This window comes from Glycomyces tritici, from assembly GCF_030403505.1.
Genome location: NZ_JAUEMJ010000003.1, coordinates 1 through 23128 on the forward strand (window position 1 = coordinate 1; position 23128 = coordinate 23128).

Sequence of the window (23128 nt, forward strand, 5' to 3'; positions counted from 1 at the left end):
CCCCGCACCCCGCACCCCGCACCCCGCACCCCGCACCCCGCACCCCGCACCCCGCACCCCGCACCCCGCACCCCGCACCCCGCACCCGACGATGCTCGCCCGACTCTTTCGGGTGACACGGCCGCCGCCGACCCCCGTTTTCGTCGGTCCCCCGAGCAAAGCTGGGCGCTAGGGTTCCTTCCCCTCTCGGGAGGGTGGGGGTTCGTGGACGGCCGCACGCGAAAGGGCCCGCAGCGCATATGCGCTGCGGGCCCTCAGATCCAACGTGAGCGACTACGAGATGGGCTTGTCATCCGTGGTCGCGTCGAGCGTCCCGGCCTTGGTGGGCTCCTCGTCAGTGCCCTCCTTGGCCTTGCGCTTGGCGTCGCCCGCACCGCCGGGGGTGGTGCCGACGATCGGCGGCATCAGGCCGCCGCCGGTGGCGCGCTTCTTGTTCCACACGTCGAACAGCACCGCGGCGAGCACGACCAGGCCCAGGATGATCTGGACCGTGTCGGTCGCGATGCCCAGGACCTGCATGCCCTGGCGCAGGACGCCCATCACGAGACCACCGATGACCGCACCGATGATCGTGCCGACGCCGCCGGTGACCGAGGCGCCGCCGATGAACGAGGCCGCGATGGCGTCGAGCTCGAACGCGTTGCCCGCGCCCGGGGTCGCCGCGTGCAGGCGGGCGGTCACGATGACGCCGGCGAGACCGGCCAGCGCACCCATGATCACGAAGACGAAGAACGTGGTCTGCTTGGTCTTGACGCCCGAGAGCATCGCGGCCTTCTCGTTCCCGCCACCCGCGTAGACGTGGCGGCCGAACACGGTGCGGTTCGCGATGAACGTGAACAGCAGGACCAGACCCAGCAGGATCCAGCCGATGATCGGCAGGCCCTTGTACGAGTAGAACGTGTACGCGGCGGCGAGCATGACCGCGGCGATCGCCGCGGTCTTGATCAGCCAGGTCGTCTGGGAGGACGCGGCGATGCCGGCCTTCACCTGGCGGCTGCGGCTGCGCACCGAGAAGTACACGAACAGGGCCGCGCCCAGGATGCCCACCACGAGGGTCGGCACCCGCAGGTCGACGCCCATGAACTGGTAGCCGGAGGCGAGCTCGTTGAAGGTGCCGGTGGTGCCCTTCGTCTCCGCGTCCAGGACCTTGAGGGTCAGGCCGCGGAAGATGAGCATGCCCGCGAGGGTCACGATGAACGCCGGGATGCGCACGTACGCGATCCAGAACGCCTGCCAGACGCCGATCGCGGCGCCCAGGGCCACGGCGAAGAGCACCGCGACGTACCAGGGCCAGCCCCAGTCCGAGAGGGCGATCGCCGACATGGCGCCGCAGAACGCCAGCACGGAGCCGACCGACAGGTCGATGTGGCCGTTGACGATGACCAGCATCATCCCGATCGCGAGGATCAGGATGTACGAGTTCTGCAGGATCACGTTCGTGATGTTCAGCGGCGTGATGAAGTTTTCGTTCTGCAGGGTCACGTTGAGGACCTGGAACAGGATCATGATCAGCACCAGGGCGATGATCATGCCGTAGGCGCGCAGGTTGATGTTGCGCACTGCCGAGAGGAAGCTCGGCCGGGTCTTGGTCGGGACGGTGGTCATTGGCGTTGCTCTTCTCCCCCGCTGGCGGTCTCAAGGGTCATGAGACGCATCAGCTCTTCCTGTGTGGCGTTGGCCCGGTCGACCTGACCGGTGATGTGGCCGGCGCTCATCGCATAGATGCGGTCGCACATGCCGAGCAGCTCTGGCAGTTCGGAGGAGATCATGAGAACCCCCTTGCCCTGGTCGACCAGCTTGTGGATCAGCTCGTAGATCTCGTACTTGGCGCCGACGTCGATGCCTCGCGTCGGCTCGTCGAGGATGAGCAGCTCGGGTTCGGTGAAGACCCACTTCCCGAGCACGACCTTCTGCTGGTTGCCGCCGGACAGGTTGCCGGCGAGCGAGTAGACCGACGGCGCCTTGACGCCGAACTCGACGCGCAGACGCTCGGAGACCGCGTTGACCTTGTCCTGGTCGACGACGCCGCGCGAGGAGAGCCGGTCGAGCCCGGGGAGGGTGAAGTTCTCCCGCAGGTCGTAGTCGAGGTGCAGGCCGTAGTGCTTGCGGTCCTCGGTGGCGTAGGCCAGGCCGGCCTCGATGGCCTCGGGGACGTCGCGCACGTGCAGTCGCTTGCCGTCCATCGTGGCCTCGCCCGAGATGTTCGAGCCCCAGCTGCGGCCGAAGACGCTCATCGCGAACTCGGTGCGCCCGGCGCCCATGAGCCCGGCCAGGCCGACGATCTCGCCGCGGGCGACGTTGAGCGAGGCCTTGTTGACGATCACCCGGTCGCGCTGCTCAGGGTGGTAGACCGTCCAGTCGTTGACCTCGAAGAAGACCTTGCCGATCTTCGGGTCGTGCGGCGGGTACAGGTGCTCGAGGTCGCGGCCGACCATGGACTTGATGAGCCGGTCCTCGGTGACGGCGCCGGCCTCGGTCTCCATCGTCTCGATCGACTGGCCGTCGCGCAGCACGGTGATCCGGTCGGCGACCGACAGGACCTCGCCCAGCTTGTGGGAGATGATGATGCTGGTGACGCCCTCCTCGCGGAGCTGGCGGAGCAGCTCCAGGAGGTTCTCGGAGTCGGAGTCGTTGAGGGCGGCGGTCGGCTCGTCCAGGATCAGGAGCTTGACGTCCTTGGACAGGGCCTTGGCGATCTCGACGAGCTGCTGCTTGCCCACGCCGATCTTCTCGACCAGCGTGGCCGGGTTGTCGTGGAGGCCGACCTTCTGCATGAGGCGGGCGGCCTCGGTGTTGGTGCGGTCCCAGGAGATGACACCGCCGCGCTTGCGCTCGTTGCCGAGGAAGATGTTCTCGGCGATGGAGAGCTCCCCGACGAGGGCGAGCTCCTGGTGGATGATGACGACGCCGGCGGCTTCGGAGTCGCGGATGTTCTTGAACTGGGCGGGCTCACCGTCGAACTCGATCTCGCCGTCGAAGTCCCCGTAGGCGTAGACGCCCGACAGGATCTTCATCAGCGTCGACTTGCCGGCGCCGTTCTCGCCGACGAGTGCGTGGATCGTGGCCCGCTTGACCCCCAACGCGACCCCGGACAGTGCGAGCACGCCCGGGAACCGCTTGGTGATCCCCCGCATTCGGAGGATGTCTTCAGACATTGCTTCGTCCCATTTTGAAAGATTGGACTGCTCTGGGGAGAGAGGTTCAGGGACGCCCATGGCGGGCAGGGCGTCCCTGAGAGAAAGGTCTGGCGGTGACCGTTAGGCCAGTTCTTCGGCGTCGATGTAACCGGAGTCGACGACGATCTCCTGGTAGTTGTTCACGTCCACGCTGACCGGCTCGAGCAGGTAGGCCGGGACGACCTTGTTGCCGTTGTCGTAGGTCTCGGTGTTGTTGACCTCGGGCTCCTTGCCGTCGAGGACCGCGACGACCATGTCGACCGTGGTGGCCGCGAGTTCGCGGGTGTCCTTGTAGACGGTCATCGACTGCAGTCCGTCGATGATGTACTTCACGGACTCGACCTCGGCGTCCTGGCCGGTCACGACGGGCATCTCGGTGTAGCCGCTGCCCTGGAGCGAGGCGATGATGCCGCGGCTGATGCCGTCGTACGGCGCGAGGATCGCGTCGACCTGGGAGCCGTCGTTGTAGAAGTTGGACAGGATGTTGTCCATGCGCTCCTGCGCGACGGCGCCGTCCCAGTTCTCGGTGGCGATCTGCTCGAGCGTGGTCTGGCCGGACTTCACCACGAGCTGGCCGCCGGTGACGTAGGGCTCGAGGACCTCCCAGGCGCCGTTGAAGAAGTACTGGGTGTTGTTATCGGTCAACGCCCCGGCGAAGAGCTCGATGTTGAACGGGCCGGCCTGGTTGGCGAGGTCGAGGGCCTCGACGATGTAGGTGCCCTGCAGGGTGCCGACCTTGGTGTTGTCGAACGACGCGTAGTAGTCGACGTCCGGCGTGTCCAGGATGAGGCGGTCGTAGGCGATGACCGTGATGTCCTGACCCTTGGCCTGGGCGAGGACGCCGCTGAGGGACTTGTTGTCGATCGCGGCGATGACGAGGACGTCCACGTTCTGGCCGACCATGGTCTCGATGGCGCTGACCTGGTCGGCGGCGACGTCGTTCGAGTACTGGAGGGTGACTTCGTAGCCCTCTTCCTCGAACGCGGCCTTCAGGTTGTCGCCGTCAAGGATCCAGCGCTCGGAGGTCTTGGTCGGCATCGCGATGCCGACCTTCTTGCCGCCCGAGCCGTCGCCGCCGCCTTCTTCAGAGGCGCAGGCGGAAGCGACCATGGCGACTGCGGCCGCGCCGATGGTTCCGGTCATCAGGTGTCGTCGGTTGACGTTCATCTGCTTAGTACTCCTTCGTACCGGGCGGTGCCGGTGCACGACCGACGACGCCCTGGGGTCAAGACGGATTCGATAGTTCAACGTTTTTCCACAACCGTCAACAGCGGATGCGTCTCGTGTCCGAATCGTTGCTTTCCAACAACGACGAATTCCGACACTCGACTCCCTCGCGGCACATCGAACCCGTGACACCTCAATGAAAATAACTGTGCGTATTTACTTCCTCACCTGATCGTCCCACATCCCTACGGCCGACTACCGCTTGACCGATCGGATGGGTTAGCCTCACATTTAGTGCCAAATCACGACACCGAACAGCTGACCCCCCGGAGGAGGTGAGGATGTCGACCACCCAGACCATCGGACCCGCCGCCGTACACCGTTTACTGCACCGGGACGCGGTGTGCAGCGTCTTCAGCGGCACCGTCGCGACGGGCCCCACCGATCTGCTGTGCGTCACCGTCGCCCATGAGCGCGTCGACGGCTCCCGACGCGAGGTGTTCCTCGAATGGGCCGCGAAGCTCACCGGCCTCCCCGCCCACCCCCACCTGTCCCCCTGCACCGCCGTCGGGCTCACCGAGAACGGCCGCCCCTACCTGGCGGTCGGCACGGCCCGGCGCAGCCTGGCCGACCTCCTCGCCGAGCAGGGGCCGATGCCTCCCGGGCAGGTGCGCGCCCTCGGCGTGGCCTTGAGCGACGCCGTCGCCGTCTACCACCGCGCCGGGTTGATCCACGGTGCCATCCAGCCGTCCCACATCCTCGTCGGGACCGCCCGCCACCTCCAGCTCACCGCCTACGACGTGACCGCCCCCGTCCTGGCCGCGCCCCTCCCCCCGAGCCCCTACACCGCCCCTGAGCACCTCGACGCCGCCGTCGCGGGAGAGGTGGCCGCGAGCCCCTCCGGAGACGTCTACGCCCTCGCCACGGCCCTCTACGCCGCTCTCGGCGGTCGGCTTCCGTGGGTCCGGCACGCCCGCGAGGACGCCGCCGACCCCCTGCTGCGCGCCGCCCCCGTGCCGCACATCCCCGGCGTGGACGCCGAGCTCACCGACATGATCGGCGCGGCCCTCAGCCCCGACCCGCGCCGCCGGCCGACCGCCGACGCCTTCCGCGAGCAGCTCACCCGCCTCCAGCTCTCCGGCCCCAAGGCCCAGGGCCCCCGGCCCGACACCGTCGCCAACGGCCTCCTCCCCCGGCGCGGCCTTCGCCCTGTGACGGTCGCGGTCTCGACCGAACTCGCGCCCTACCGGCCCGGCCGCGAACGCGTCGGCCTGCGCCCGCGGCTGCGCTCCATCGCCACGGCCACCGCCGGGGTCGCCCTCACGGGAGCGCTCCTCGGTGGCGCCGCACTGGCGACCTATGCGGCCACCAACCCCGAGAGCACCGAGACGTTCTGCTCCGACCCGGCCCTGCTGGGCGGGCGCATCGACGAGCAGCTGGAAGACGGCCGGATCGTCGACAGCTGGTGCGCCGAGGAGGGCGACTACGTGGCCGCCACTGTGGACTATCCGGGCGGCTCCGGGGGCGACGGCGAGGGCGCCACCGAGCGCAGGGTGTGGCGCATCGAGGGTGAAGACCTCGTGGCCGTCACCGACTGCACCGACGCGGCGCTGCCCACCGCCATCGCCGACTTCCTCGAGTGCGCCTGAACGCACGGCACCCCGGAGACCGCGGCCGGTGCGATACCGCCGGGCCGTTGGTGACCGGGCCCTGTTGCCGTTGCGGTCCTCAGGACCCGCCCGCTCATGGTTCGCGCCGCCTGCTTGGCCGTCATCTCGGCCTCCTCGTCTGAGCCGGTCTGCTACGCCGGTCCTTCCGGCGTGGCTCCATGATGGGAGGCCGAACCTGAAGCCACGCTGAAGCCGCCTGAAGGCGGCTTCAGGAAGCCGGATTCAAGCGGCTGCGAGCCCGACTCGGAGCGGGTCCTGCCCGAAGCTCAGTCGCGTTCGGGCTTCGGCAGGAATCCGCCGAAGGCGGCGACGGTCTTGTTGGCGTAGGCGGAGGTGTCGCCGCGCTCCATCGGGCCGTGCCATGTGGTCGGCACCGGCGCGTGCTCGGGGAGGATGCGGCCCACGATCCGGTCCAGGGCCTCTTCGGCCTTGCCGACCCACAGGTGGCTGCCGTTGGCGATCTCCACGACCTCCGCCTGCGGCACGGCCGCGAAGCGCTGCTTCGCCTCCGGGTACTGGAGGTAGTCGTCCTGCTCGGGAATGAGCGCCAGCAGCGGGCGGCCGTCCTCGGCCCACCGCTCCAGGTCGTCCTCTTTGGAGTACCGCAGCGGCGGCGAGAGGAGCACGGCTCCTTCGACTCCCGGCTCCAGGCCGTACTTGAGGGTGAGGTCGGTGCCGAAGGACCAGCCCACGAGCCACACCCGCGGCAGGTCCGCGAACTCCGCGTACTCGACCGCCGCGGCGACGTCGAAGCGCTCGCCCACGCCGTTGTCGAACGCGCCCTGGCTCGTGCCCTGCTGGGACTCGGTGCCGCGGGTGTTGAACCGCAGCACCGCCATGTTCGCCAGCGCGGGGAGCCGCCAGGCGGCCTTGCGGAAGATGTGCGAATCCATCATGCCGCCATGGGTGGGCAGCGGGTGGACGCAGATGATGGTCGCCTCGGGCGCGCGGTCGGCGGGCAGGGCGAGTTCGCCGACGAGTTCGAGCCCGTCGGCGGTTTCGAGCGTGAGCGCCTTGCGTTCGGCAGGGAGCATGCTCGCGGATCTGATGACAGCCACGCCGGAATTATCCCCGCTGGAAGGCGATCGGCACCACCGCGTGTGGCACACCTGGCACGCGAACCTGGCCTCGTGCTGGGGGGCGTGCCGAAGGGCGGCGTGCCGAAGGGCGGCGTGCCGAGGGGCGGCGTGCCGAGGGGCGGCGTGCCGAGGGGCGGCGTGCCGAGGGGCGGCGTGCCGAGGGGCGGCGTGCCGAGGGGCGGGGCCTCGCGGCCCCGCCCCTCAGATCGTTCGGTTGTGGTTCAGCGCCAGCGTCCGGGCTGACGACGGCTCCTGGCGTTCCAGCAGCCGGTGTGCCAGTGGCGGCGGTCGCCGCCGTCGCCGTCGTCGGCCCAGGCGACGACGTGGGGCGTGCCCGGCTGGATCTCCAGGTCGCAGCCGGGGCACCGGTAGGTCTTCTCGGCCCCGGCGCCGGGGATGCGGCGGACCCGGACGGGTCCGTCCGGGCCGTCGATCAGGCTCGGGTCCTGAGCGCCCGATGTCGGCCGCCGGGCTTCGCTCTGGCGGCGGTTCTTGCGCGGCATGGTGCGCCCTTAAGCGTGAGCGGGGTCGTCTCGCCCGGCGTCGGTCGCCGCGGCGGCCTCCGCCTCGGCCGCTTCGCGCTCGACCCGCTCGTTCAACCGGCGGACGTGCTTGTTCATCCCCCTGATGAGGAAGATCGTCACGACGACGAGGAACACGGTCACGAACAGCCCGAGCGGCCCGGCCATCGCCTGGTCGCGCTCCGGCCCGAACTCTTGCTGCGCCAGGATCTCGATCACGGGTCAACCGTATCCCGCGGGCCCTAGGACTCCTGCAGCGCCGGAAGCCGCCAGTCGACCGGCTCACCGCCCTGCTCGACGAGGAGGGCGTTGGCGCGGCTGAAGGGCTTGGAGCCGAAGAAGCCGCGGCGGGCGCTCAGCGGCGACGGGTGGGCCGATTCGATGGCCGGGACCGCGCCGAGGAGGTCCTTGAGCTTGCGCGCGTCGTTGCCCCAGAGGATGGCGACCGACGCGCCGCCGCGCTCGGCGAGGGCGCGGATGGCCTGCTCGGTGACCGCTTCCCAGCCTTTGCCGCGGTGCGAGGCGGGCGTGCCGGGGGCGACGCTCAGCGAGCGGTTGAGCAGGAGGACGCCCTGCTCGGCCCAGGGGGTGAGGTCGCCGTTGGCCGGGAGCGGGAAGCCGAGGTCGTCGCGGTACTCGTTGAAGATGTTGACCAGGCTCTTGGGGATGGGGCGCACGTCGGGGGCGACGGCGAACGAGAGGCCGATGGCGTGGCCGGGGGTGGGGTAGGGGTCCTGGCCGACGATGATCACCTTGACGTCGTCGAACGGCTGCTGGAAGGCGCGCAGGATGTGCTCGGCGGCGGGCAGGTAGCGGCGTCCGGCGGCGACTTCGGCGCGGAGGAACTCGCCCATCTTGGCGACGTCGTCGGCGACGGGGGCGAGGGCCTTGGCCCAGCCGGGCTCCATCAGTTCTTCAAGCGGTTTGTTCATGACTCAGATGCTAGGACCCTCCACCGACACGAAATACCCCGCGTCGCGCAGGGCCGCAACGATTTCGGTCGCGTGTTCGGAACCGCGGGTCTCGATCGAGAGGTCCACGGCGACTTCGCCGACGGAAAGTCGCGGGTCGCTGCGCTGGTGGTAGACGTCGACGATGTTGCCGCCGTAGGCGCCTACGAGCTGCAGGATCGAGGCGAGCGCACCGGGCCGGTCGGGGCAGCGCAGGTTGGCGCGCATGAAGCGGCCGGAGGCGCCGAGGCCGTGTTCGATGAGCCGCATGAGCAGCAGCGGGTCGATGTTGCCGCCGGAGATGACGGCGACGGTGGGGGTGTCGTAGTCGACCGAGTAGTTGAGGAGCGCGGCGTATGCGGTGGCCCCGGCGGGTTCGACGACGAGCTTGTTGCGTTCCAGGAGTGAGAGGAGGGCGCGGCTGATGTCCTCCTCGGTGACGGTGACTATTTCGTCCACAAGGGAGGCAACGTGTGCGAAGGGGACGTCGCCGGGGCGGCCGACCTTGATGCCGTCCGCGATGGTGTGCATCTTCTCGAGTCGCACGGGTCGCCCGGCCGCGAGGGAGTTCGGGTAGGCGGCGGCGCCTTCGGCCTGGACGCCGATGATGCGGATGCCGGGCTTGAGCTGCTTCGCGGCGGCCGCGATGCCGGCGATGAGCCCGCCGCCGCCGACCGAGGTGACGATGGTGCCGGTCTCGGGCAGCTGCTCGAGGATCTCGAGGGCGATGGTGCCCTGTCCGGCGACGATGTCGTGGTGGTCGAAGGGGTGGATGAGGGTGGCCCCGGTCTCGGCGGCGAACTTGTGGGCCGATTCGAGGGCGTCGTCGACGGTGAGGCCGCCGAGGATCACGTCGGCCCCGTACCCCTTGGTGGCGGCCACCTTCGGGAGCGGTGCGGGCTCGGGCATGAAGACGGTGGAGCGGATGCCGAGGGTGGACGCGGCGAGGGCGACCCCTTGGGCGTGGTTGCCCGCGGAGGCGGCGACGACGCCGAGGGCGCGTTCGGCCGGGGTGAGGTGCGAGACGCGCATGTAGGCGCCGCGGATCTTGAAGGACCCGGCGCGCTGCAGGTTCTCGCATTTGAGGTGGACACCGTCGAGGACGGGGTCGCGGGAGGGTTCGAGGGGGGTGCGTCGCACGATCCCGGCGAGTTCGGCCGCCGCGGCGCGGACGTCGTTGAGTGTCACGAGTTGCGTCACGCCTCGATCGTAGTGCGCGGCCCCGGCAGTCCCCGCGAACCCGCCGGACAGCGGTTCCCGGCAGGGCGGCCCCAGGCGAGAAAGCGGTTACTGTATGCCGATATGCCGACCTTCGGCCCGCTTGGGCGCTGCGTCGCGCCATTGAAACCGCAGGTCGTACCTAGTGTGAACCGGCGTTCACCTCCTGCGATCGCGGGTGACCGCCGTTACGCATCGGATAAGGAAGGCTTAAGCTACTAAGCGTCAATCCTTAACCGGGAAGAAGCCTACGAGTCATCCGCACCGACCGCCCGTCCGACCTGCCGACTCACCAGGCGGCCTCACGGCCCGCAGGCCTCGCGGGGCCTCGCCGGGATTGACGACAAATCCATCCCCTTAGCACCCCTGGAGTCAACGGTGACTGCTGTCACGCTGAAGAACGTCTCGAAGGTGTTCCCCGGAGACACCCTGGCCGTGGACTCCTTGAGCATGGAAGTCAACCACGGCGAATTCCTCGTCCTGCTCGGCCCGTCCGGCTGCGGCAAGTCCACAGTGCTCCGCATGGTCGCCGGCCTCGAGACCCCCTCCGACGGCGAGATCCTCCTCGACGGCGAGTACGCCAACGAACTGCCGCCGCGAGACCGCAACGCGGCCATGATCTTCCAGACTTTCGCGCTCTATCCGCACATGTCCGTCGCCGACAACATCGGCTTCCCCCTCAAGCTCGGCAAGCAGAACGGCGCCCAGTCCGTGCCCGACGCCGTGGGCGACATGGCCAGCGCCCTCGGCATCTCGGACCTCAAGGACCGCAAGCCGAACCAGCTCTCCGGCGGCCAGCAGCAGCGCGTCGCCATGGGCCGCGCGCTCGTGCGCCGCCCCAAGCTCTTCCTCATGGACGAGCCGCTCTCGAACCTCGACGTGGGCCTGCGCGCCGAGCTGCGCACCGAGATCTCCTCCCTGGTGCGCCGCCACGACGCGACGACGCTCTACGTCACGCACGACCAGACCGAGGCGCTCACGATGGCCGACCGGGTCGCGGTGATGCGCAAGGGGGTCCTGCAGGACGTGGGCACCCCGGACGAGGTCTACGAGCGCCCGGCGACGATGTACGTGGCCGCGTTCCTCGGCACCCCGCGCATGAACCTCCTCGAAGCGCGCGTCAACGTGTACCTCGATCGCTATGTGGCCCTTGACTTCGGCGAGCAGGAGCTGCGGCTGCCGTGGCACGACCTGCGCGGGCGGGCCGTGGCCCGCTACCACGGCGAGAACATCGTGGTCGGGATGCGGGCCGAGGCGCTGGCGCCGGTGGCCGACGGCCACCCGGGCCAGTCGATCGCGGGCCGCGTGCGCTTCTACGAGCACCACGGCCACGAGACGCTCGTGTTCCTCGACATCGGCGCCACGGCGGTGGTGCCGGACGGCATCGGCGACAAGCCGGACCTGGCGCGGGGCGGCTCGAAGCCGCGCCGCCGCCTCAGCGGCCTGTTCTCCGGGTTCGGGCAGGCCCCGGTCGAGCGCCGCGAGGCCGACACGGGCCCGATCCGCAAGCCCGCGGACCTGGTGTTCCGCCTGCCTCCGCACATCCCGGTCTCGGCCGGGCAGCCGATCACGGTGGCCGTGCACATGGATGCGCTGCACTACTTCGACAAGTACGGCAAGCGGATCGACGTCGGCTGGTCGGCGCGCGCTTAGGCGCGCAACGGATCCAGAAAGCACAACGCCGCGGGCCCCGTTCGGGTCCCGCGGCGTTCGCGTCAGTGCTCTCAGCCCAAGAACTTCTCGGCGTCGATGATCTTCACCGAGATCTCGGTGTCCCTGGGGGTCTTGTAGGAGACGGTGTCGCCGACCTTGTGGCCGAGGATGGCCGCGCCCAGTGCGGAGTCGGGGCTGTACACCGTGAGGTCGGTGGTCGCCGAGATCTCGCGGGAGCCCAGGAGGAACTTCTCGGTGTCGTCGGGGTCGCCGTCGAAGGCGATGGTCACGACGGTGCCGATCTGGATCTCGTCGCTGTCGTTCGCCTCTCCCACCTTCGCATTGCGCAGCAGGTCCTGGAGCTGGCGAATGCGGGCCTCCTGCTTGCCCTGCTCGTCGCGGGCCGCGTGGTAGCCGCCGTTCTCCTTGAGGTCGCCTTCTTCACGGCGGGCGTTGATCTCGGCTGCCATGGCGGGACGGTTCGCGATGAGTTCGTCCAGTTCGCCCTGAAGGCGGTCGAAGGCCTCTTGTGTGAGCCAAGTGCCCTGGTTAGCGTCGGTAGCCATGTGATCCATATCCTCCGAATAGTGCGATCCGTACTGCGAGGTCCTGCCTCTGCGTGAACGTCCTCGCGACCCGGGGTTCACCCCGGATAGCGAAAGGCCCGCCGACCGAAACGCGGTGCGACGGGCCGAAAGTCAATAGTCAGTCCGTCTGCCAACACCTCAGGACTTCGCCGGTGTTGGGCACGCCCTCGACTGCGAGGGGGTACGACATCACCACATGGGTGGCATCGTCCGCCGGGATCTCGACCTCGGCGTACCCGATCTCGGCGCCCGCGAGGTCGCGGGACCTGACGGCGCAGGTGGCGCCCTCGCCGGCCGGCTTGTAGACCTCGAACTCGACGGTGACCTGGCCCGGGACGGAGTCGTCGAAGCCGCGCAGGCGTTCGGAGACCTCGTTCTGGCCGTACAGTTCCGAGAGGCGGTAGGCGGCGACGAGGCCGGCCAGGACGACGCCGATCGTGAGGACCGCGGTCACCGCGGGGCGGCGGCGCCTGGGTTCGCGGCGGCGACCGTAGCGACCGTCAGGAAAGGTCACGTCGGCCGGGTCTGTGAAAGACACAGCCGGCACGCGCCCATCCGTGGTCTGCATCTCAGTCATTGCGTCGCTTTCCTTCGCGATCAGCGGTTTCACCGCCGGAGCCGCGGTTCCTGGCAGAACCGGGAAGTAATGATTATCGAGTATCGTTGCACAGAATGCCAGAGCCGACAACCACCGCAGTGCGCGAGTCGGTTCCGTGCGCCGAGCCTTACCACTAGAAGCACCCGCCAGTGAGGTTGACCGACGTGACGAACCAGAGCAAGCTGCGCCTCATGTGCGTGCACGCCCATCCCGACGACGAGTCGAGCAAGGGCGCGGGCATGATGGCGCGCTACGTGCGCGAGGGCATCGAGGTGCTCGTGGTGACGTGCACCGGCGGTGAGCGCGGCGACGTGCTCAACCCGAAGATGGACCGCCCCGAGGTGCAGGAGAACCTGCCGCGCATTCGCAACGAGGAGATGGCCCGGGCCCGCGAGATCCTGGGCGTCGAGCAGCACTGGCTGGGTTTCATCGACTCCGGGCTCCCGGACGGCTGGCTCCCCGACTCCGGCACCGAGCTGCCCGAGGACGCGTTCTACCTCGTGCCCACCGAGGAGGCCGCCGCCCCGCTCGTGGAGATCATGCGCTCGTTCAAACCGCATGTGGTCACCACCTACGACGAAGAGGGCGGTTACCCGCACCCCGACCACGTGAAGACCCACGAGATCTCCGTCGCGGCCTTCGCCGCCGCGGGCGACCCGGAGCGGTACCCGGGCCTGGGCGAGCCGTGGCAGCCTCTGAAGCTCTACTACAACCACTCGTTCGGCAAGGCGCGCATCGAGGCCCTGCACTACGCGATGCTCGACGCCGGGCTCGAGTCGCCGTACAAGGACTGGATGGACGCGGGCGACTGGACCCGCGACAAGAGCGAGCGGGTCACCACGCGGGTCGAGTGCGCCGAGTACTTCGACATCCGCGACGAGGCGCTGAAGGCCCACGCGACCCAGGTCGACCCTGACGGGTTCTGGTTCGCGGTGCCGCGCGAGCTCCAGCAGAAGGCCTGGCCCACCGAGGACTACGAGCTCGTGGAGACGCGCATCGAGTCGCGCCTGCCCGAGGACGACCTCTTCGCCGGCCTCCGGTAGCACCGCTCCGGCACCACTGCTTCACAACGGCCCCAGGGAACTCCTGGGGCCGTTTTCTCCACTTGCGACGACTGCGGAACCGTGCGTTACGACCTGGACACCGGATCGTCGGGCCTCGTGCACCCTCAGTGAGGAAACAACTGTCGGGCTCCCGACACCACGGTGTATTTCCTCGGAAAGTGCGGGAACCTTGCTGCAAGCGCGCCCCCGCGGGTTACCGTGCCGGGAGAACCGGGGCGAACCCGAGTCAGGGACGTATTCGCGGAGGCGGGCGCAGAACGGAGGTGGCCCCATGGTCAGTCGCGAAACAACACCGGCGCGCACCAAGTCGTTCGTCGGCAGTCTCCTCGTCGCCACACCCACGCTGCAGGACCCCAACTTCGACCGCACGGTCGTCATCGGCGTCGGGCACGAGTCCGACGGGGTGCTGGGCGTGGTCCTCAACCGGGCCACCGAGCGGAAGGTCGTCCACTACCTCGACCAGTGGGCCGATCTGGCGGGACACCCCGCCGTCCTCTTCGAGGGCGGACCGGTGCAGCCCGACGCGGCGATCGGACTGGGCTGGCGGAAGGCGGACGCGCCCTTCAACGACGCGTTCCGGCCCGTGCTCGGGCGCCTCGGCACGCTCGACCTGGCCCGGGACCCCGACGAGGTCGCGCCGCTCCTGGAGGGGATGCGGGTCTTCACCGGCTACGCCGGCTGGGCGCCGGGGCAGCTGGAGGACGAGATCGACGCGGGGGCCTGGATGGTCTTCGACGCCCTGCCCGCCGATCCGTTCTCGGCCAACCCCGAGGAGCTGTGGGCCATGGTGTGGAAGCGCCAGGGCGGCATGCTCTCCGCGGTGGCGCAGTTCCCCGCCGACCCCGTCATGAACTGAGGACCCCGGCCGCTGCATGTGGCTCACGCATGGGGCCGCACTCGCGGCGGTCGCCTGCGGATCAAGCTCCGGGCCGCACTCACGGCGAACGCTTGCGGAGCCGTAGATCAAGCACCGGGCCGCACTCACGGCGAACGCTTGCGGAGCCGTAGATCAAGCACCGGGCCGCCAGGCCATGAGTATCACGACCACCGCGTAGAAGACGATGTTCAGCCCCGAGAGCGCCAGCAGCCGCCCCCGATGCTGTTCCAGCAGTTCGCCGTCCATGGTGCCGTGCGCGTCCTGGAGCTCCTTGCCGATGCGCGCGAGCACGCCGGGGATCACGGCCGCGCCGTTGACCACCGCCACCGCATAGAGCGTCGAGGCGATGATGACCCACGGGTCGGCGAACGAGTACCGCTCGCTCGTCATCATCGTCAGGACCCCCAGGAGCGCGGCCACCAGTGTGAGCGCGTTGAAGGCCATGCAGCGCCGCCCGGCGCGGTGCACGCGGTCGCCGTCCCGCTCCCGCAGCGCCCGCTCCCCCAGCCACGGCGTCAGCATGGCCGGGCCGACGAACGCGACGGCCAGCAGCACGTGCAGGACCGACAACAGAGTGTGCATATTGTGATCTTACGGACAAAACACCCACCGCGCCCGGTGAACCCGATGGCACGCGGCGTCCGGGCCCGGAACCGGGCATGAAAAAGGCCGGGCCCGGACGCCTTCGCGTCCGGGCCCGGCCCGTATGGCCGTGGAGCTGCAGGGAATCGAACCCTGGTCCTCCGCTGCATCTGTGAGACTTCTCCGGGTGCAGTCCGCTGTGCCTTTTATCGAGCCCCACCGATCACGCGGACGAGACGGTGTGGCGGGCTCTAATCGCCGATAATCTCGGCCTTCCGTCCCAGCGATCAAGACGTCGGCCCAGCATCCTTAAATGATGCCGCGAACCCAGAGCGGATGCGCCCCTGGAGCGGCAACTTCACAGTCGCTTAAGCAGCGAGAGCGAAGTCAGTGCGTTTTGCGTTGGCACTTATTGGTTTCCAACGTTGGTTTACGAGACAGCGTTGGCTTCCTCGACCCGCTTCCCTCACCTCAACATACGGAGTCGAAACCGATCAGCCCCGAGACTTGGTGAGTGAGTGTTTCACCCTGTTCAGTTGTAGGTACTGCAGTCGTGCTGTGGAATTCTAACCCAGTCCAACGGCGGGCGTCGAACCGATATTCCCCCGGTCACTTCCCGCCGCGCTTGGCGGCGCGGCCCATGGCCTTCTCGATCTCGCGGTCGGACTCGCGCTTGGCGATGGCCTGGCGCTTGTCGTAGTTCTTCCGGCCGCGGGCGAGCCCGAGCTCCATTTTGGCGTAGCCGTTGAGGAAGTACACCGAGAGCGGCACGAGCGTCAGGCCCGGCTCGTCGAGCTTGTGCGCCAGCTTGGCGATCTCGCCGCGGTGGAGCAGCAGCTTGCGGATGCGCCGGGGCGGGTGGTTCGTCCACGTCCCGAAGTCGTACTCCGGGATGTGCAGGTTGTGGACCCGCGCCTCGCCGTTGTAGATCTCGGCGTACGCGTCGACGATGTTCCCCTTGCCCTGGCGCAAGGCCTTGACCTCGGTCCCCGAGAGGACCATGCCGGCCTCGTAGGTGTCCAGGATCTCGTAGTCGTGCCGGGCCTTGCGGTTGGTCGTCACGACCGAGCGCTCGGGACCCGAGTGCTTGACCTTCTCCTGCGTTTGCTTCTTGGACACGCAGCAAGCTTAACGATCGAACATGTGTCTGGCGACTCTGATTTGCGGCTTCGCGAGCGCCCCCGCTCGGCAAAGCTTGCGAGCCGTGATTTCGGAGAGCGGGGAGCGATTCGCTACCGGCACAGACAGCTGGGCAGGTACCCCACCGGGTTGACCCGGTCGCCGTGCACGCGGACCTCGAAGTGCAGGTGCGGGCCGGTGCTGTCGCCGGTGCTGCCGACCGCTCCGATCCCCTCGTCGCGGTCGACGTACTCGCCGTCGTTCACCCAGATCTCGGACTGGTGCGCGTAGCAGGTCGACACGCCCCCGCCGTGGCTGATGCACGTCAGCTGGCCGTAGCCGGAGCTCCAGCCCGCGTACACCACCTTCCCGGAGTCGGCGGCGTGGATCTCCGCGCCCGTGCCGGCGGCGAAGTCGGTGCCGCCGTGCAGGCGGGTGGTGCCGTAGATCGGATGGCGCCGCCAGCCGTAGTCGGAGGACTTCCAGCCGTCGACCGGCACGACGAAGCCGCCGCCGCCGCCACCGGAGGAGCCCCCGCCGGAGCCGTTCGAATCGTCGTCGTCCTCGTCGGCCTGGGCCTGGCGCAGCTGGTCGGCGAGGCGCTCGGACTCGGCCTCGAGCTGGTCGTACTCGGACTGGGCGTTGTCCCGGGCGCCTTCGGCGACCGCGAGCGCCGCCTCGTGCCGGCCGACGAGCTCCTGCACGGCGGCCTGCGCGGCCTGGGCCTCGGTGTAGCGGGTCTCGGCGGCCGCGAGCGCCTCGGCGGCGGCCGCTTCGGCGGCCTCGGCCTCGGTCTCGGCGAGGGACGCGGCGTTCTCGGCGTTGGCGGCCTCGCGGCGGGCGAGGGTGACCTCTTCAACCGCGCGGTTCTTGCCGTCCATCATGAACTCGAGGTAGGTGAGGCCGTCGACGGCGGTCTGGGGGTCGCCGGAGGCGAGGACGGCGTCCACGGTGAGCAGTTCGGAGCCGCGGGCCGTGGCGGCAAGCAGGGAGGCGCGGGCTTCGCGGGCGGCCTCGACGGCCTCGCGCGCGGCCTGGTACTCGGCCTCGGCCGCCTGGAGCGCCTCGCGCGCGGCATCGGCCTCGCGCTCAGCTTGGGCCGCTTCGGTTTCGGCGGCGGCGACGCGACCCTGCGCGACGGCGACGGCGTGCTCGGCGCCGGGCAGCTCGGCCTCGGTCTCGGCGAGGACCTGGCCCGCCTGCCGCACCTCGTCCGAGGCGTTCTCGAGCTGCGCGGCCATCTCGGCCTTCTCGCGCTCGACCTGGTCGAGCTCTGACTGCGAGACCCCGAACGCGGGACTGCTCGCGGACCCTGCCAGGAGCAGGACCGCGAGCAGCCCACCGATTCGTCTCATAAGGCCTGAATTTAGTCCATCTGCGACGGACGTTCAGGGTATTCGGAACACTACCCTCTGTAGTGGTACGTGCCCGGGGTCAGACCTTGATGTTGAAGCGCAAGGTGATCCACGCCGTGATCGCGCTGATCACCGCCGAGACGCCCACCAGGATCGGCAGCAGGACGAGGATCGCCTGCATCTTGATCTCGGGCATCAGCTGGAAGAGTTCCTCGAACTGCCCGTCGATCACCAGGTACTTCGCGGCGATGAGCGTCCCGAAGGCGAAGATCGAGCCGATCACGGCGGCGAAGACCGCCTCGAGGACGAACGGCGCCTGGACGAACCAGTTCGGCGCGCCCACGAGCTTCATGATCGCGACCTCGCGGCGACGCGAGTACGCGGCGACCTGGATCGTGTTGGCCACCAGCATGAGCGCGGCCACACCCTGCACGAGCGCGATGACCAGGGTGAGGCGCTGGGCCCCGCCGAGGATGTCGAACACCTGCTGGAGGATCTCGCGCTGGTTGGTGACCTGGTAGACCCCTTCGCGGCTCTCGAACTGCTTGATGAGCTCGGGGGCGTCGGCGATGTCCTTCATCTTGACGCGGAACGCCGAGGGCAGGACGTCGGCGTCGACCGACTTCACGAGGTCCGGGGAGTCCTCGAAGGTCTCCTGGAAGCGCTCGAGCGCCTTCTCCTTGGACTCGTACACGACCTCGGCGACGAGGTCGTTGTCCTTGAGCTCGGCGTTGATCTGGTCGGTCGTCTCCTGATCGATGTCGCGCTCGAGGTAGACGACCACCTCGAGGTTCGTCTGGTAGTGCTCCTCGATCACGTCGACCTGGTTGTACAGCAGCAGGCCCGCGCCGAGCATCGACAACGAGACGGCCATGGTGATGATCATGGCGACGGTCATGGAGATGTTGCGCCACAGTCCGAGGAAGACCTCGGACATCACGTACTTCGCGCGCATGTGCTCTGAATCTGCCTTCCGCTTAGCCGTAGACGCCGCGAGCCTGGTCGCGGACGATCTGGCCGTTCTCGATCTCGATGACGCGACGGCGCATCTGGTTCACGATGTTGGAGTCGTGGGTGACCATCAGGATGGTGGTGCCGGTGCGGCTGATCCGGTCGAGGAGCCGCATGATCTCGATCGAGGTGTCCGGGTCGAGGTTACCGGTGGGCTCGTCGGCCAGCAGCAGGAGCGGCCGGTTGACGAACGCGCGGGCGACCGCGACGCGCTGCTGCTCGCCGCCGGACAGCTCGTGCGGGTAGCGGTGCTCCTTGCCGCCGAGGCCGACCAGTTCGAGCACCTCGGGGACGACCCGGCGGGCGACCGACCGCGGCTTGCCGATGACCTCGAGCGCGAACGCCACGTTCTCGGCGGCCGTGCGGTTGGGCAGCAGCCGGAAGTCCTGGAACACGCAGCCGATGCTGCGCCGGTAGGCGGGGACCTTCCACCGGCGCAGCTTCGTCACGTCGGTGTCCCCGACGGAGATCCTGCCCTTGTCCGGAACTTCTTCGCGCAGCAGGAGCTTGATCATCGTGGACTTACCCGCACCGGTCGGACCGATGAAGAAGACGAACTCTCCCTTGTCGATGAAGACGTTCACGTCCTCCACCGACGGGCGGTTCGACCGGGGGTAGTGCTTGGTTACACCCTCAAGCTGAATCACGAGGCGGAGTCTAACCGCCGAACCGCCGGGCCGGTCGGGCGGCTCCAGTACAAGCGTGGCATATTCCGCAGTTTCAGCCCCATATGTCACGGCCGTGCAAGGGTAACGACGCGATTTCAGCCGAACGGGGGAAGCCCGCATGGTCAGGCGGCCCATGAACGCTCGTCGGAGCGTCACCGGGCGGCCACGGGAACGGACCGTAGATCCGGTTTCGTATAGGATCTACGGTCCCCTGCGGCGCTACTCGGCGGTCTTCTCGCCGCTCTTGCGCCAGCGGATGCCGGCCTCGAGGAAGCCGTCGATGTTGCCGTCGTAGACGCCCTTGACGTCGGCCGTCTCGAAGCTGGTGCGCAGGTCCTTGACCATCTGGTACGGGTGCTCCACGTAGGAGCGCATCTGGTCGCCCCACGAGGCCGTCGCCGAGCCGCGCAGCTCGTCGACCTTCGCCCGCTCCTCGTCGCGCTTGCGCTGGAGGAGCTTGGCCTTGAGGACGCCCATGGCGGTGGCCTTGTTCTGCAGCTGCGAGCGCTCGTTCTGGCAGGAGACGACGATGCCCGTCGGGAGGTGGGTCAGGCGCACCGCCGAGTCGGTGGTGTTGACGCCCTGCCCGCCGGGGCCCGAGGAGCGGTAGACGTCCACGCGGATCTCGTCCTCGGGGATGTCCTCGATCTCGTCGGTCTGCTCCAGGGCCGGCACGACCTCGACGGCCGCGAAGCCGGTCTGGCGGCGCCCCTGGTTGTCGTATTTGCTGATGCGCACCACGCGGTGCGTGCCCTGCTCGACCGAGAGGTGCCCGTACGCGTACGGGCCGTTCACGGCGAACGTGGCCGAGCGGATGCCCGCCTCTTCGGCGTAGGAGATGTCGTAGACCTCCGTGCCGAAGTTGTGGGCCTCGGACCACCGCAGGTACATGCGCATGAGCTGCTCGGCGAAGTCGCAGGCGTCGGCGCCCCCGGCACCGGAGCGCACGGTCAGGACGCAGTCGCGCTCGTCGTACTCCCCGGAGAGGAGGGTGCGCACCTCGAGCTCGTCGACGGCCTTGCGGATCGAGTCGAGCTCGGTGGCCGCCTCGGCGGCGGCGCCCGGGTCGGACTCGTCGTCGGCCAGCTCGAACATGATGGCGACATCGTCCATGCGCTCGTGCAGGGACGCGAGCTTCTTGAGCTCGGCCTGCACGTAGGAGAGGCGTGAAGTGATCTTCTGGGCCTGTGTGGTGTCGTCCCACAGCCCTGGGTCGGCGGCCGCGGCCTCGAGTTCGGCCAGCTCGCGCCGGAGCGCGGGAAGGTCGAGGACGGCCTCGACGCTGCTGAGCGTCGCCTTCAGTTCACGGAGATCGGCGGAAACATCGACACTGGTCACAACAGATCAGACTACGCCTGTATTCGGGCTCATACGAAACGGGACGCGAGCCCCCGCTGGGGCCGCGTCCCGTTCGTGCTTGATCGTCGTACCCCGGGTCGCTACCCGGGTGTGGTGCCTATCGCTATCGCTTCTTCAGCCAGCTGAGGGCCGAGCGGTGGTAGCCGATCGCGAACTCCATCGCGATCGCCGCGTTCGGGTCCTCGTCCGAGTAGTCCTTCGCAGCGGCGCGGGCCTCTGCCAAGGCCTCCTGGTGCTGCTCGGTCGCGTCGGCGAACATCTCCTCGGCGGTGTCCTTGGAGAGGTAGTCGAGGAAGGCCGTGCGCAGCGCGACGGGGTCGCGCAGCTGGCCGATTCGGGCCGGCTCGTTGAGCCAGCGGGTGAACGCCCGCTTGCCGTTGGCGCTGATCGTGTAGGGCACCGAGGCTCGGGGCCCCGGCTTCCCGACGCGGACGAGTCCGCCTTCGGCCAGCGCCGGGAGTTCGCGGTAGACCTGCGAACGCGTCATGGTCCAGTACGGACCGAGGCGACGGGTCGCCTCCGCCATGAGTTGTCCGCCGGTCATCGGTCCTTCGTGAAGCAAGCCCAGCAATGCTGCTGAGGTTGCGTTGAGTTCTTTTCCTGCCATGCCCGACAGGATGCCATGTGGATGCCGCCATGACAAGTGGACAGCTCCAATGTGTCGATAGACCGTTACCGATACTTGATTGGATGGGCTCACGGATTACGCTGCAAGCCTTGTGAAACGGTTGGAGTCGTTCGCTGGATTGCAACGCCTGTTTCGAGAATTCCAATCATGTGATCCCGATCGCCCCCATGGGTTGCGATGACTCGGCGTCGCCCGGCGGTCACGGATCATTATCGACTGTCGCGATCGCTTTCAGTTGCGGGGCATCGGTGATCCGATGAGATCCGATCCGGGCGAGTCGTCGTCGGAACCGCCCTCAGTGGAATCACCGCCGTCGTCTTCCGATTCGGACATTTCATCCGAATTCTGGCCAGGGGACTCGCTCTCCACGTCCGGCCCTTGAGGAGTGGTCGGCGCTTCACTGGGCGTGGCGCTCGCCTCCGGGCTCGGTTCCGTTGACGCGGCGGAGGACTCGTCCTCGACGGGCGCGGTCTCGCTCGCACTCTGGGACGGATCGGCCACATCGTCCTCATCCGGCAGATCAGGGCGGGTAACCACCAGAAAGGCCCAGATCACGGCGATCACGACGAAGCATCCCGCCGCCGCGAGGCCGATGAGCCAGCCGCGGCCGAGCTTCTCGGATTCCTCGCCGTACACCGCGCCCCCGCGGTCGTCCCCGTCCGACGGGCCCCCCTCGGTCGCGGTGAGCATCGCGCCCAGCGCACCCGCCTCGATCTCGGGCGCGTGAGGCGTCACCGGGTCGTACTTGAAGGTCGCGGTCGCGTCCCGCTCCTTGAGCTTCGGCGCGATCGGCGCGGTCGGCTGGTTCGACAGGCGCGGGGCGAGGCGGCGCAGGTCGGCGGCGACCGCGTCGAGGTCGCCGCGGGCGCGCGGGTCGAGCGCCAGGAGCATCTCGACGATCCGCCACAGCTCGGCGTCCACGGCGGCGGGCTTCACCGGGATCCGCGTCAGGTGTCGCTCGACCACCTCGGTGATCGAGCCGCCGCGGTAGGCGCTGTGGGCGGTGAGCGCCTCGTAGAGGACCAGGCCGAGCGCGTAGTTGTCCACGCCGGGACTGGCGGAGTCGCCCGAGGCGACCTCGGGAGCGATGTACTCGGGGGTGCCGTGAGAGGGCGCGGTCTTGGACGCGGCGGCGCGCGCGATCCCGAAGTCGATGAACTTCAGGCTCTCGGTCCCGGCCAGCATCAGGTTCCCGGGCTTGACGTCCCCGTGCCGGTACCCGGCCCGGTGGATCGCCGCGAGGGTCTCGGCGGCGCCGGCGCAGCGGCGCGCGGCCTCAGCGGCCGAGAGCGGCCCGTGGAGGCGCAGGTGCTCGCGCAGGTCGAGCCCTTCGATGAACTCGAGCACGACCGCGCACACCGCGTCGGTGACGATGAAGTCCTTCACGGAGACCACGCCCGGGTGGTCGAGGGTGCGCAGGATGCCGGCCTCGGCCCGGAAGCTCTCGAAGATCTCCTCCTCGCCGCGCAGCTCCGGACGGAGGATCTTCACCGCGACGAGGTCGCCGGTGACCTGGTCGAGGCCGCGCCACACGACGCCGACCGAACCGCGCGCGATCTCGCGCTCCAGGACGTACCGGTCGGCCAGAACCGTCTGCATGGGTGCTCCTCGAGGGCTGGCAAGGCGGGCTGAATCCACTGTAAAGGTGGTGTCGTCGCAGCTCAGCACCGGAGTCGCAGGGTGGCACGAACGGGGGATACACCGCAGCACGGACGAGTGCGGGCGCACCGGGATCAACGGTCGCGTGCTGTGAGTGGCGGGACACTACACTTGCGCCCATGTCCCTCGAACGGCCAAGCTTTGAACAGACAGCCGAATCCCGGTGCGGAATCAGTGGTGATCGCCT

Annotated in this window: 22 protein-coding genes and 1 other RNA gene; 4 read left to right on the forward strand and 19 right to left on the reverse strand. The window is 68.7% G+C overall.

Annotated features, from left to right (window positions below; genetic code table 11):
* Nucleotides 1–273: 273 nt before the first annotated feature.
* The 3 genes from mmsB to chvE form a co-directional block, all read right to left on the reverse strand.
* Nucleotides 274–1605: a multiple monosaccharide ABC transporter permease gene (gene mmsB / locus QWI33_RS10470; RefSeq protein ID WP_289955358.1), complete on the reverse strand. Its 1332-nt coding sequence runs from the start codon at nucleotides 1603–1605 to the stop codon at nucleotides 274–276.
* The gene (gene mmsA, locus QWI33_RS10475; RefSeq protein ID WP_289955360.1) at nucleotides 1602–3155 is read right to left on the reverse strand and encodes a multiple monosaccharide ABC transporter ATP-binding protein; all 1554 of its coding nucleotides are present in this window, start codon (nucleotides 3153–3155) and stop codon (nucleotides 1602–1604) included. Before mmsA ends, mmsB begins: the two co-directional genes overlap by 4 nt.
* A 102-nt stretch (nucleotides 3156–3257) precedes the next feature.
* A complete protein-coding gene (chvE, locus tag QWI33_RS10480) occupies nucleotides 3258–4343 on the reverse strand; it encodes a multiple monosaccharide ABC transporter substrate-binding protein (RefSeq protein ID WP_289955362.1) in 1086 nt (361 codons plus the stop codon).
* 341 nt (nucleotides 4344–4684) lie between these two features.
* Between chvE and QWI33_RS10485 the strand changes: the two genes are divergently transcribed.
* Complete coding sequence (locus QWI33_RS10485) at nucleotides 4685–5992, forward strand: protein kinase domain-containing protein (protein WP_289955364.1); 1308 nt, start codon at nucleotides 4685–4687, stop codon at nucleotides 5990–5992.
* 287 nt (nucleotides 5993–6279) lie between these two features.
* Here QWI33_RS10485 and QWI33_RS10490 read toward each other — a convergent pair whose 3' ends face one another.
* The 5 genes from QWI33_RS10490 to ilvA all read right to left on the reverse strand — a co-directional run bounded on the left by QWI33_RS10490 (nucleotide 6280) and on the right by ilvA (nucleotide 9763).
* On the reverse strand, nucleotides 6280–7047 hold the full coding sequence (locus QWI33_RS10490; protein WP_353895396.1) for an alpha/beta hydrolase: 768 nt from the start codon (nucleotides 7045–7047) through the stop codon (nucleotides 6280–6282).
* Between the two features lie 266 nt (nucleotides 7048–7313).
* Nucleotides 7314–7595, reverse strand: a complete 282-nt coding sequence (locus tag QWI33_RS10495; protein WP_289955368.1) for an Rv1322 family protein — start codon at nucleotides 7593–7595, stop codon at nucleotides 7314–7316.
* Nucleotides 7596–7604: 9 nt separating this feature from the next.
* Nucleotides 7605–7832, reverse strand: a complete 228-nt coding sequence (locus tag QWI33_RS10500) for a hypothetical protein (protein WP_289955370.1) — start codon at nucleotides 7830–7832, stop codon at nucleotides 7605–7607.
* 23 nt (nucleotides 7833–7855) lie between these two features.
* The gene (locus QWI33_RS10505; protein WP_289955372.1) at nucleotides 7856–8545 is read right to left on the reverse strand and encodes a uracil-DNA glycosylase; all 690 of its coding nucleotides are present in this window, start codon (nucleotides 8543–8545) and stop codon (nucleotides 7856–7858) included.
* A gap of 3 nt (nucleotides 8546–8548) precedes the next feature.
* Nucleotides 8549–9763, reverse strand: coding sequence for a threonine ammonia-lyase (ilvA, locus tag QWI33_RS10510; RefSeq protein WP_289955373.1), 1215 nt, complete (start codon nucleotides 9761–9763; stop codon nucleotides 8549–8551).
* A gap of 396 nt (nucleotides 9764–10159) precedes the next feature.
* On the opposite strand from ilvA, the gene QWI33_RS10515 reads away from it, so the two are divergent.
* Nucleotides 10160–11434, forward strand: coding sequence for an ABC transporter ATP-binding protein (locus tag QWI33_RS10515; protein WP_289955375.1), 1275 nt, complete (start codon nucleotides 10160–10162; stop codon nucleotides 11432–11434).
* 71 nt (nucleotides 11435–11505) lie between these two features.
* Here the strand turns inward: QWI33_RS10515 and greA are convergent, their stop codons facing one another.
* Both greA and QWI33_RS10525 read right to left on the reverse strand, forming a co-directional pair.
* On the reverse strand, nucleotides 11506–12000 hold the full coding sequence (greA, locus tag QWI33_RS10520; RefSeq protein WP_289955376.1) for a transcription elongation factor GreA: 495 nt from the start codon (nucleotides 11998–12000) through the stop codon (nucleotides 11506–11508).
* Between the two features lie 139 nt (nucleotides 12001–12139).
* Nucleotides 12140–12535, reverse strand: a complete 396-nt coding sequence (locus tag QWI33_RS10525) for a DUF4307 domain-containing protein (protein WP_289955378.1) — start codon at nucleotides 12533–12535, stop codon at nucleotides 12140–12142.
* 275 nt (nucleotides 12536–12810) lie between these two features.
* Here QWI33_RS10525 and mca point away from each other — a divergent pair, with 275 nt between their 5' ends.
* Nucleotides 12811–13662, forward strand: coding sequence for a mycothiol conjugate amidase Mca (gene mca, locus QWI33_RS10530; RefSeq protein WP_353895397.1), 852 nt, complete (start codon nucleotides 12811–12813; stop codon nucleotides 13660–13662).
* Nucleotides 13663–13954: 292 nt separating this feature from the next.
* Nucleotides 13955–14539 carry a YqgE/AlgH family protein gene (locus QWI33_RS10535; RefSeq protein WP_289955381.1) on the forward strand — a complete coding sequence of 195 codons (585 nt, stop codon included), beginning with the start codon at nucleotides 13955–13957 and terminating at the stop codon, nucleotides 14537–14539.
* A gap of 153 nt (nucleotides 14540–14692) precedes the next feature.
* Here QWI33_RS10535 and QWI33_RS10540 read toward each other — a convergent pair whose 3' ends face one another.
* The 9 genes from QWI33_RS10540 to QWI33_RS10580 form a co-directional block, all read right to left on the reverse strand.
* The gene (locus QWI33_RS10540; protein ID WP_289955383.1) at nucleotides 14693–15142 is read right to left on the reverse strand and encodes a DUF2269 family protein; all 450 of its coding nucleotides are present in this window, start codon (nucleotides 15140–15142) and stop codon (nucleotides 14693–14695) included.
* Between the two features lie 128 nt (nucleotides 15143–15270).
* Nucleotides 15271–15644: a transfer-messenger RNA gene (ssrA, locus tag QWI33_RS10545) on the reverse strand.
* Between the two features lie 107 nt (nucleotides 15645–15751).
* On the reverse strand, nucleotides 15752–16261 hold the full coding sequence (gene smpB / locus QWI33_RS10550) for an SsrA-binding protein SmpB (RefSeq protein WP_270115071.1): 510 nt from the start codon (nucleotides 16259–16261) through the stop codon (nucleotides 15752–15754).
* 113 nt (nucleotides 16262–16374) lie between these two features.
* Nucleotides 16375–17616 (reverse strand): M23 family metallopeptidase, encoded by a 1242-nt coding sequence (locus tag QWI33_RS10555; protein WP_289955388.1) that lies wholly within the window; start codon nucleotides 17614–17616, stop codon nucleotides 16375–16377.
* 79 nt (nucleotides 17617–17695) lie between these two features.
* Entirely contained in the window at nucleotides 17696–18571 is an 876-nt protein-coding gene (ftsX, locus tag QWI33_RS10560) for a permease-like cell division protein FtsX (protein ID WP_289955390.1), read from the reverse strand.
* Nucleotides 18572–18593: 22 nt separating this feature from the next.
* A complete protein-coding gene (gene ftsE, locus QWI33_RS10565) occupies nucleotides 18594–19274 on the reverse strand; it encodes a cell division ATP-binding protein FtsE (RefSeq protein WP_289955391.1) in 681 nt (226 codons plus the stop codon).
* A gap of 240 nt (nucleotides 19275–19514) precedes the next feature.
* Nucleotides 19515–20633 (reverse strand): peptide chain release factor 2, encoded by a 1119-nt coding sequence (gene prfB / locus QWI33_RS10570; protein ID WP_289955393.1) that lies wholly within the window; start codon nucleotides 20631–20633, stop codon nucleotides 19515–19517.
* A 124-nt stretch (nucleotides 20634–20757) separates the two neighbouring features.
* A complete protein-coding gene (locus tag QWI33_RS10575) occupies nucleotides 20758–21261 on the reverse strand; it encodes a PadR family transcriptional regulator (protein WP_270115076.1) in 504 nt (167 codons plus the stop codon).
* Nucleotides 21262–21513: 252 nt separating this feature from the next.
* Nucleotides 21514–22881, reverse strand: a complete 1368-nt coding sequence (locus tag QWI33_RS10580) for a serine/threonine-protein kinase (RefSeq protein ID WP_289955396.1) — start codon at nucleotides 22879–22881, stop codon at nucleotides 21514–21516.
* Between the last annotated feature and the right edge of the window lie 247 nt (nucleotides 22882–23128).

Coding starts and splice junctions, on each gene's coding strand:
- QWI33_RS10540 (WP_289955383.1), bottom strand. CDS start 15,142: ATGCACACTCTGTTGTCGGTCCTGCACGTGCTGCTGGCCGTCGCGTTC.
- QWI33_RS10505 (WP_289955372.1), bottom strand. CDS start 8,545: ATGAACAAACCGCTTGAAGAACTGATGGAGCCCGGCTGGGCCAAGGCC.
- chvE (WP_289955362.1), bottom strand. CDS start 4,343: ATGAACGTCAACCGACGACACCTGATGACCGGAACCATCGGCGCGGCC.
- QWI33_RS10495 (WP_289955368.1), bottom strand. CDS start 7,595: ATGCCGCGCAAGAACCGCCGCCAGAGCGAAGCCCGGCGGCCGACATCG.
- ftsX (WP_289955390.1), bottom strand. CDS start 18,571: ATGCGCGCGAAGTACGTGATGTCCGAGGTCTTCCTCGGACTGTGGCGC.
- QWI33_RS10555 (WP_289955388.1), bottom strand. CDS start 17,616: ATGAGACGAATCGGTGGGCTGCTCGCGGTCCTGCTCCTGGCAGGGTCC.
- mca (WP_353895397.1), top strand. CDS start 12,811: ATGTGCGTGCACGCCCATCCCGACGACGAGTCGAGCAAGGGCGCGGGC.
- QWI33_RS10535 (WP_289955381.1), top strand. CDS start 13,955: ATGGTCAGTCGCGAAACAACACCGGCGCGCACCAAGTCGTTCGTCGGC.
- greA (WP_289955376.1), bottom strand. CDS start 12,000: ATGGCTACCGACGCTAACCAGGGCACTTGGCTCACACAAGAGGCCTTC.
- mmsB (WP_289955358.1), bottom strand. CDS start 1,605: ATGACCACCGTCCCGACCAAGACCCGGCCGAGCTTCCTCTCGGCAGTG.
- mmsA (WP_289955360.1), bottom strand. CDS start 3,155: ATGTCTGAAGACATCCTCCGAATGCGGGGGATCACCAAGCGGTTCCCG.
- QWI33_RS10490 (WP_353895396.1), bottom strand. CDS start 7,047: ATGCTCCCTGCCGAACGCAAGGCGCTCACGCTCGAAACCGCCGACGGG.
- QWI33_RS10580 (WP_289955396.1), bottom strand. CDS start 22,881: ATGCAGACGGTTCTGGCCGACCGGTACGTCCTGGAGCGCGAGATCGCG.
- QWI33_RS10575 (WP_270115076.1), bottom strand. CDS start 21,261: ATGGCAGGAAAAGAACTCAACGCAACCTCAGCAGCATTGCTGGGCTTG.
- QWI33_RS10485 (WP_289955364.1), top strand. CDS start 4,685: ATGTCGACCACCCAGACCATCGGACCCGCCGCCGTACACCGTTTACTG.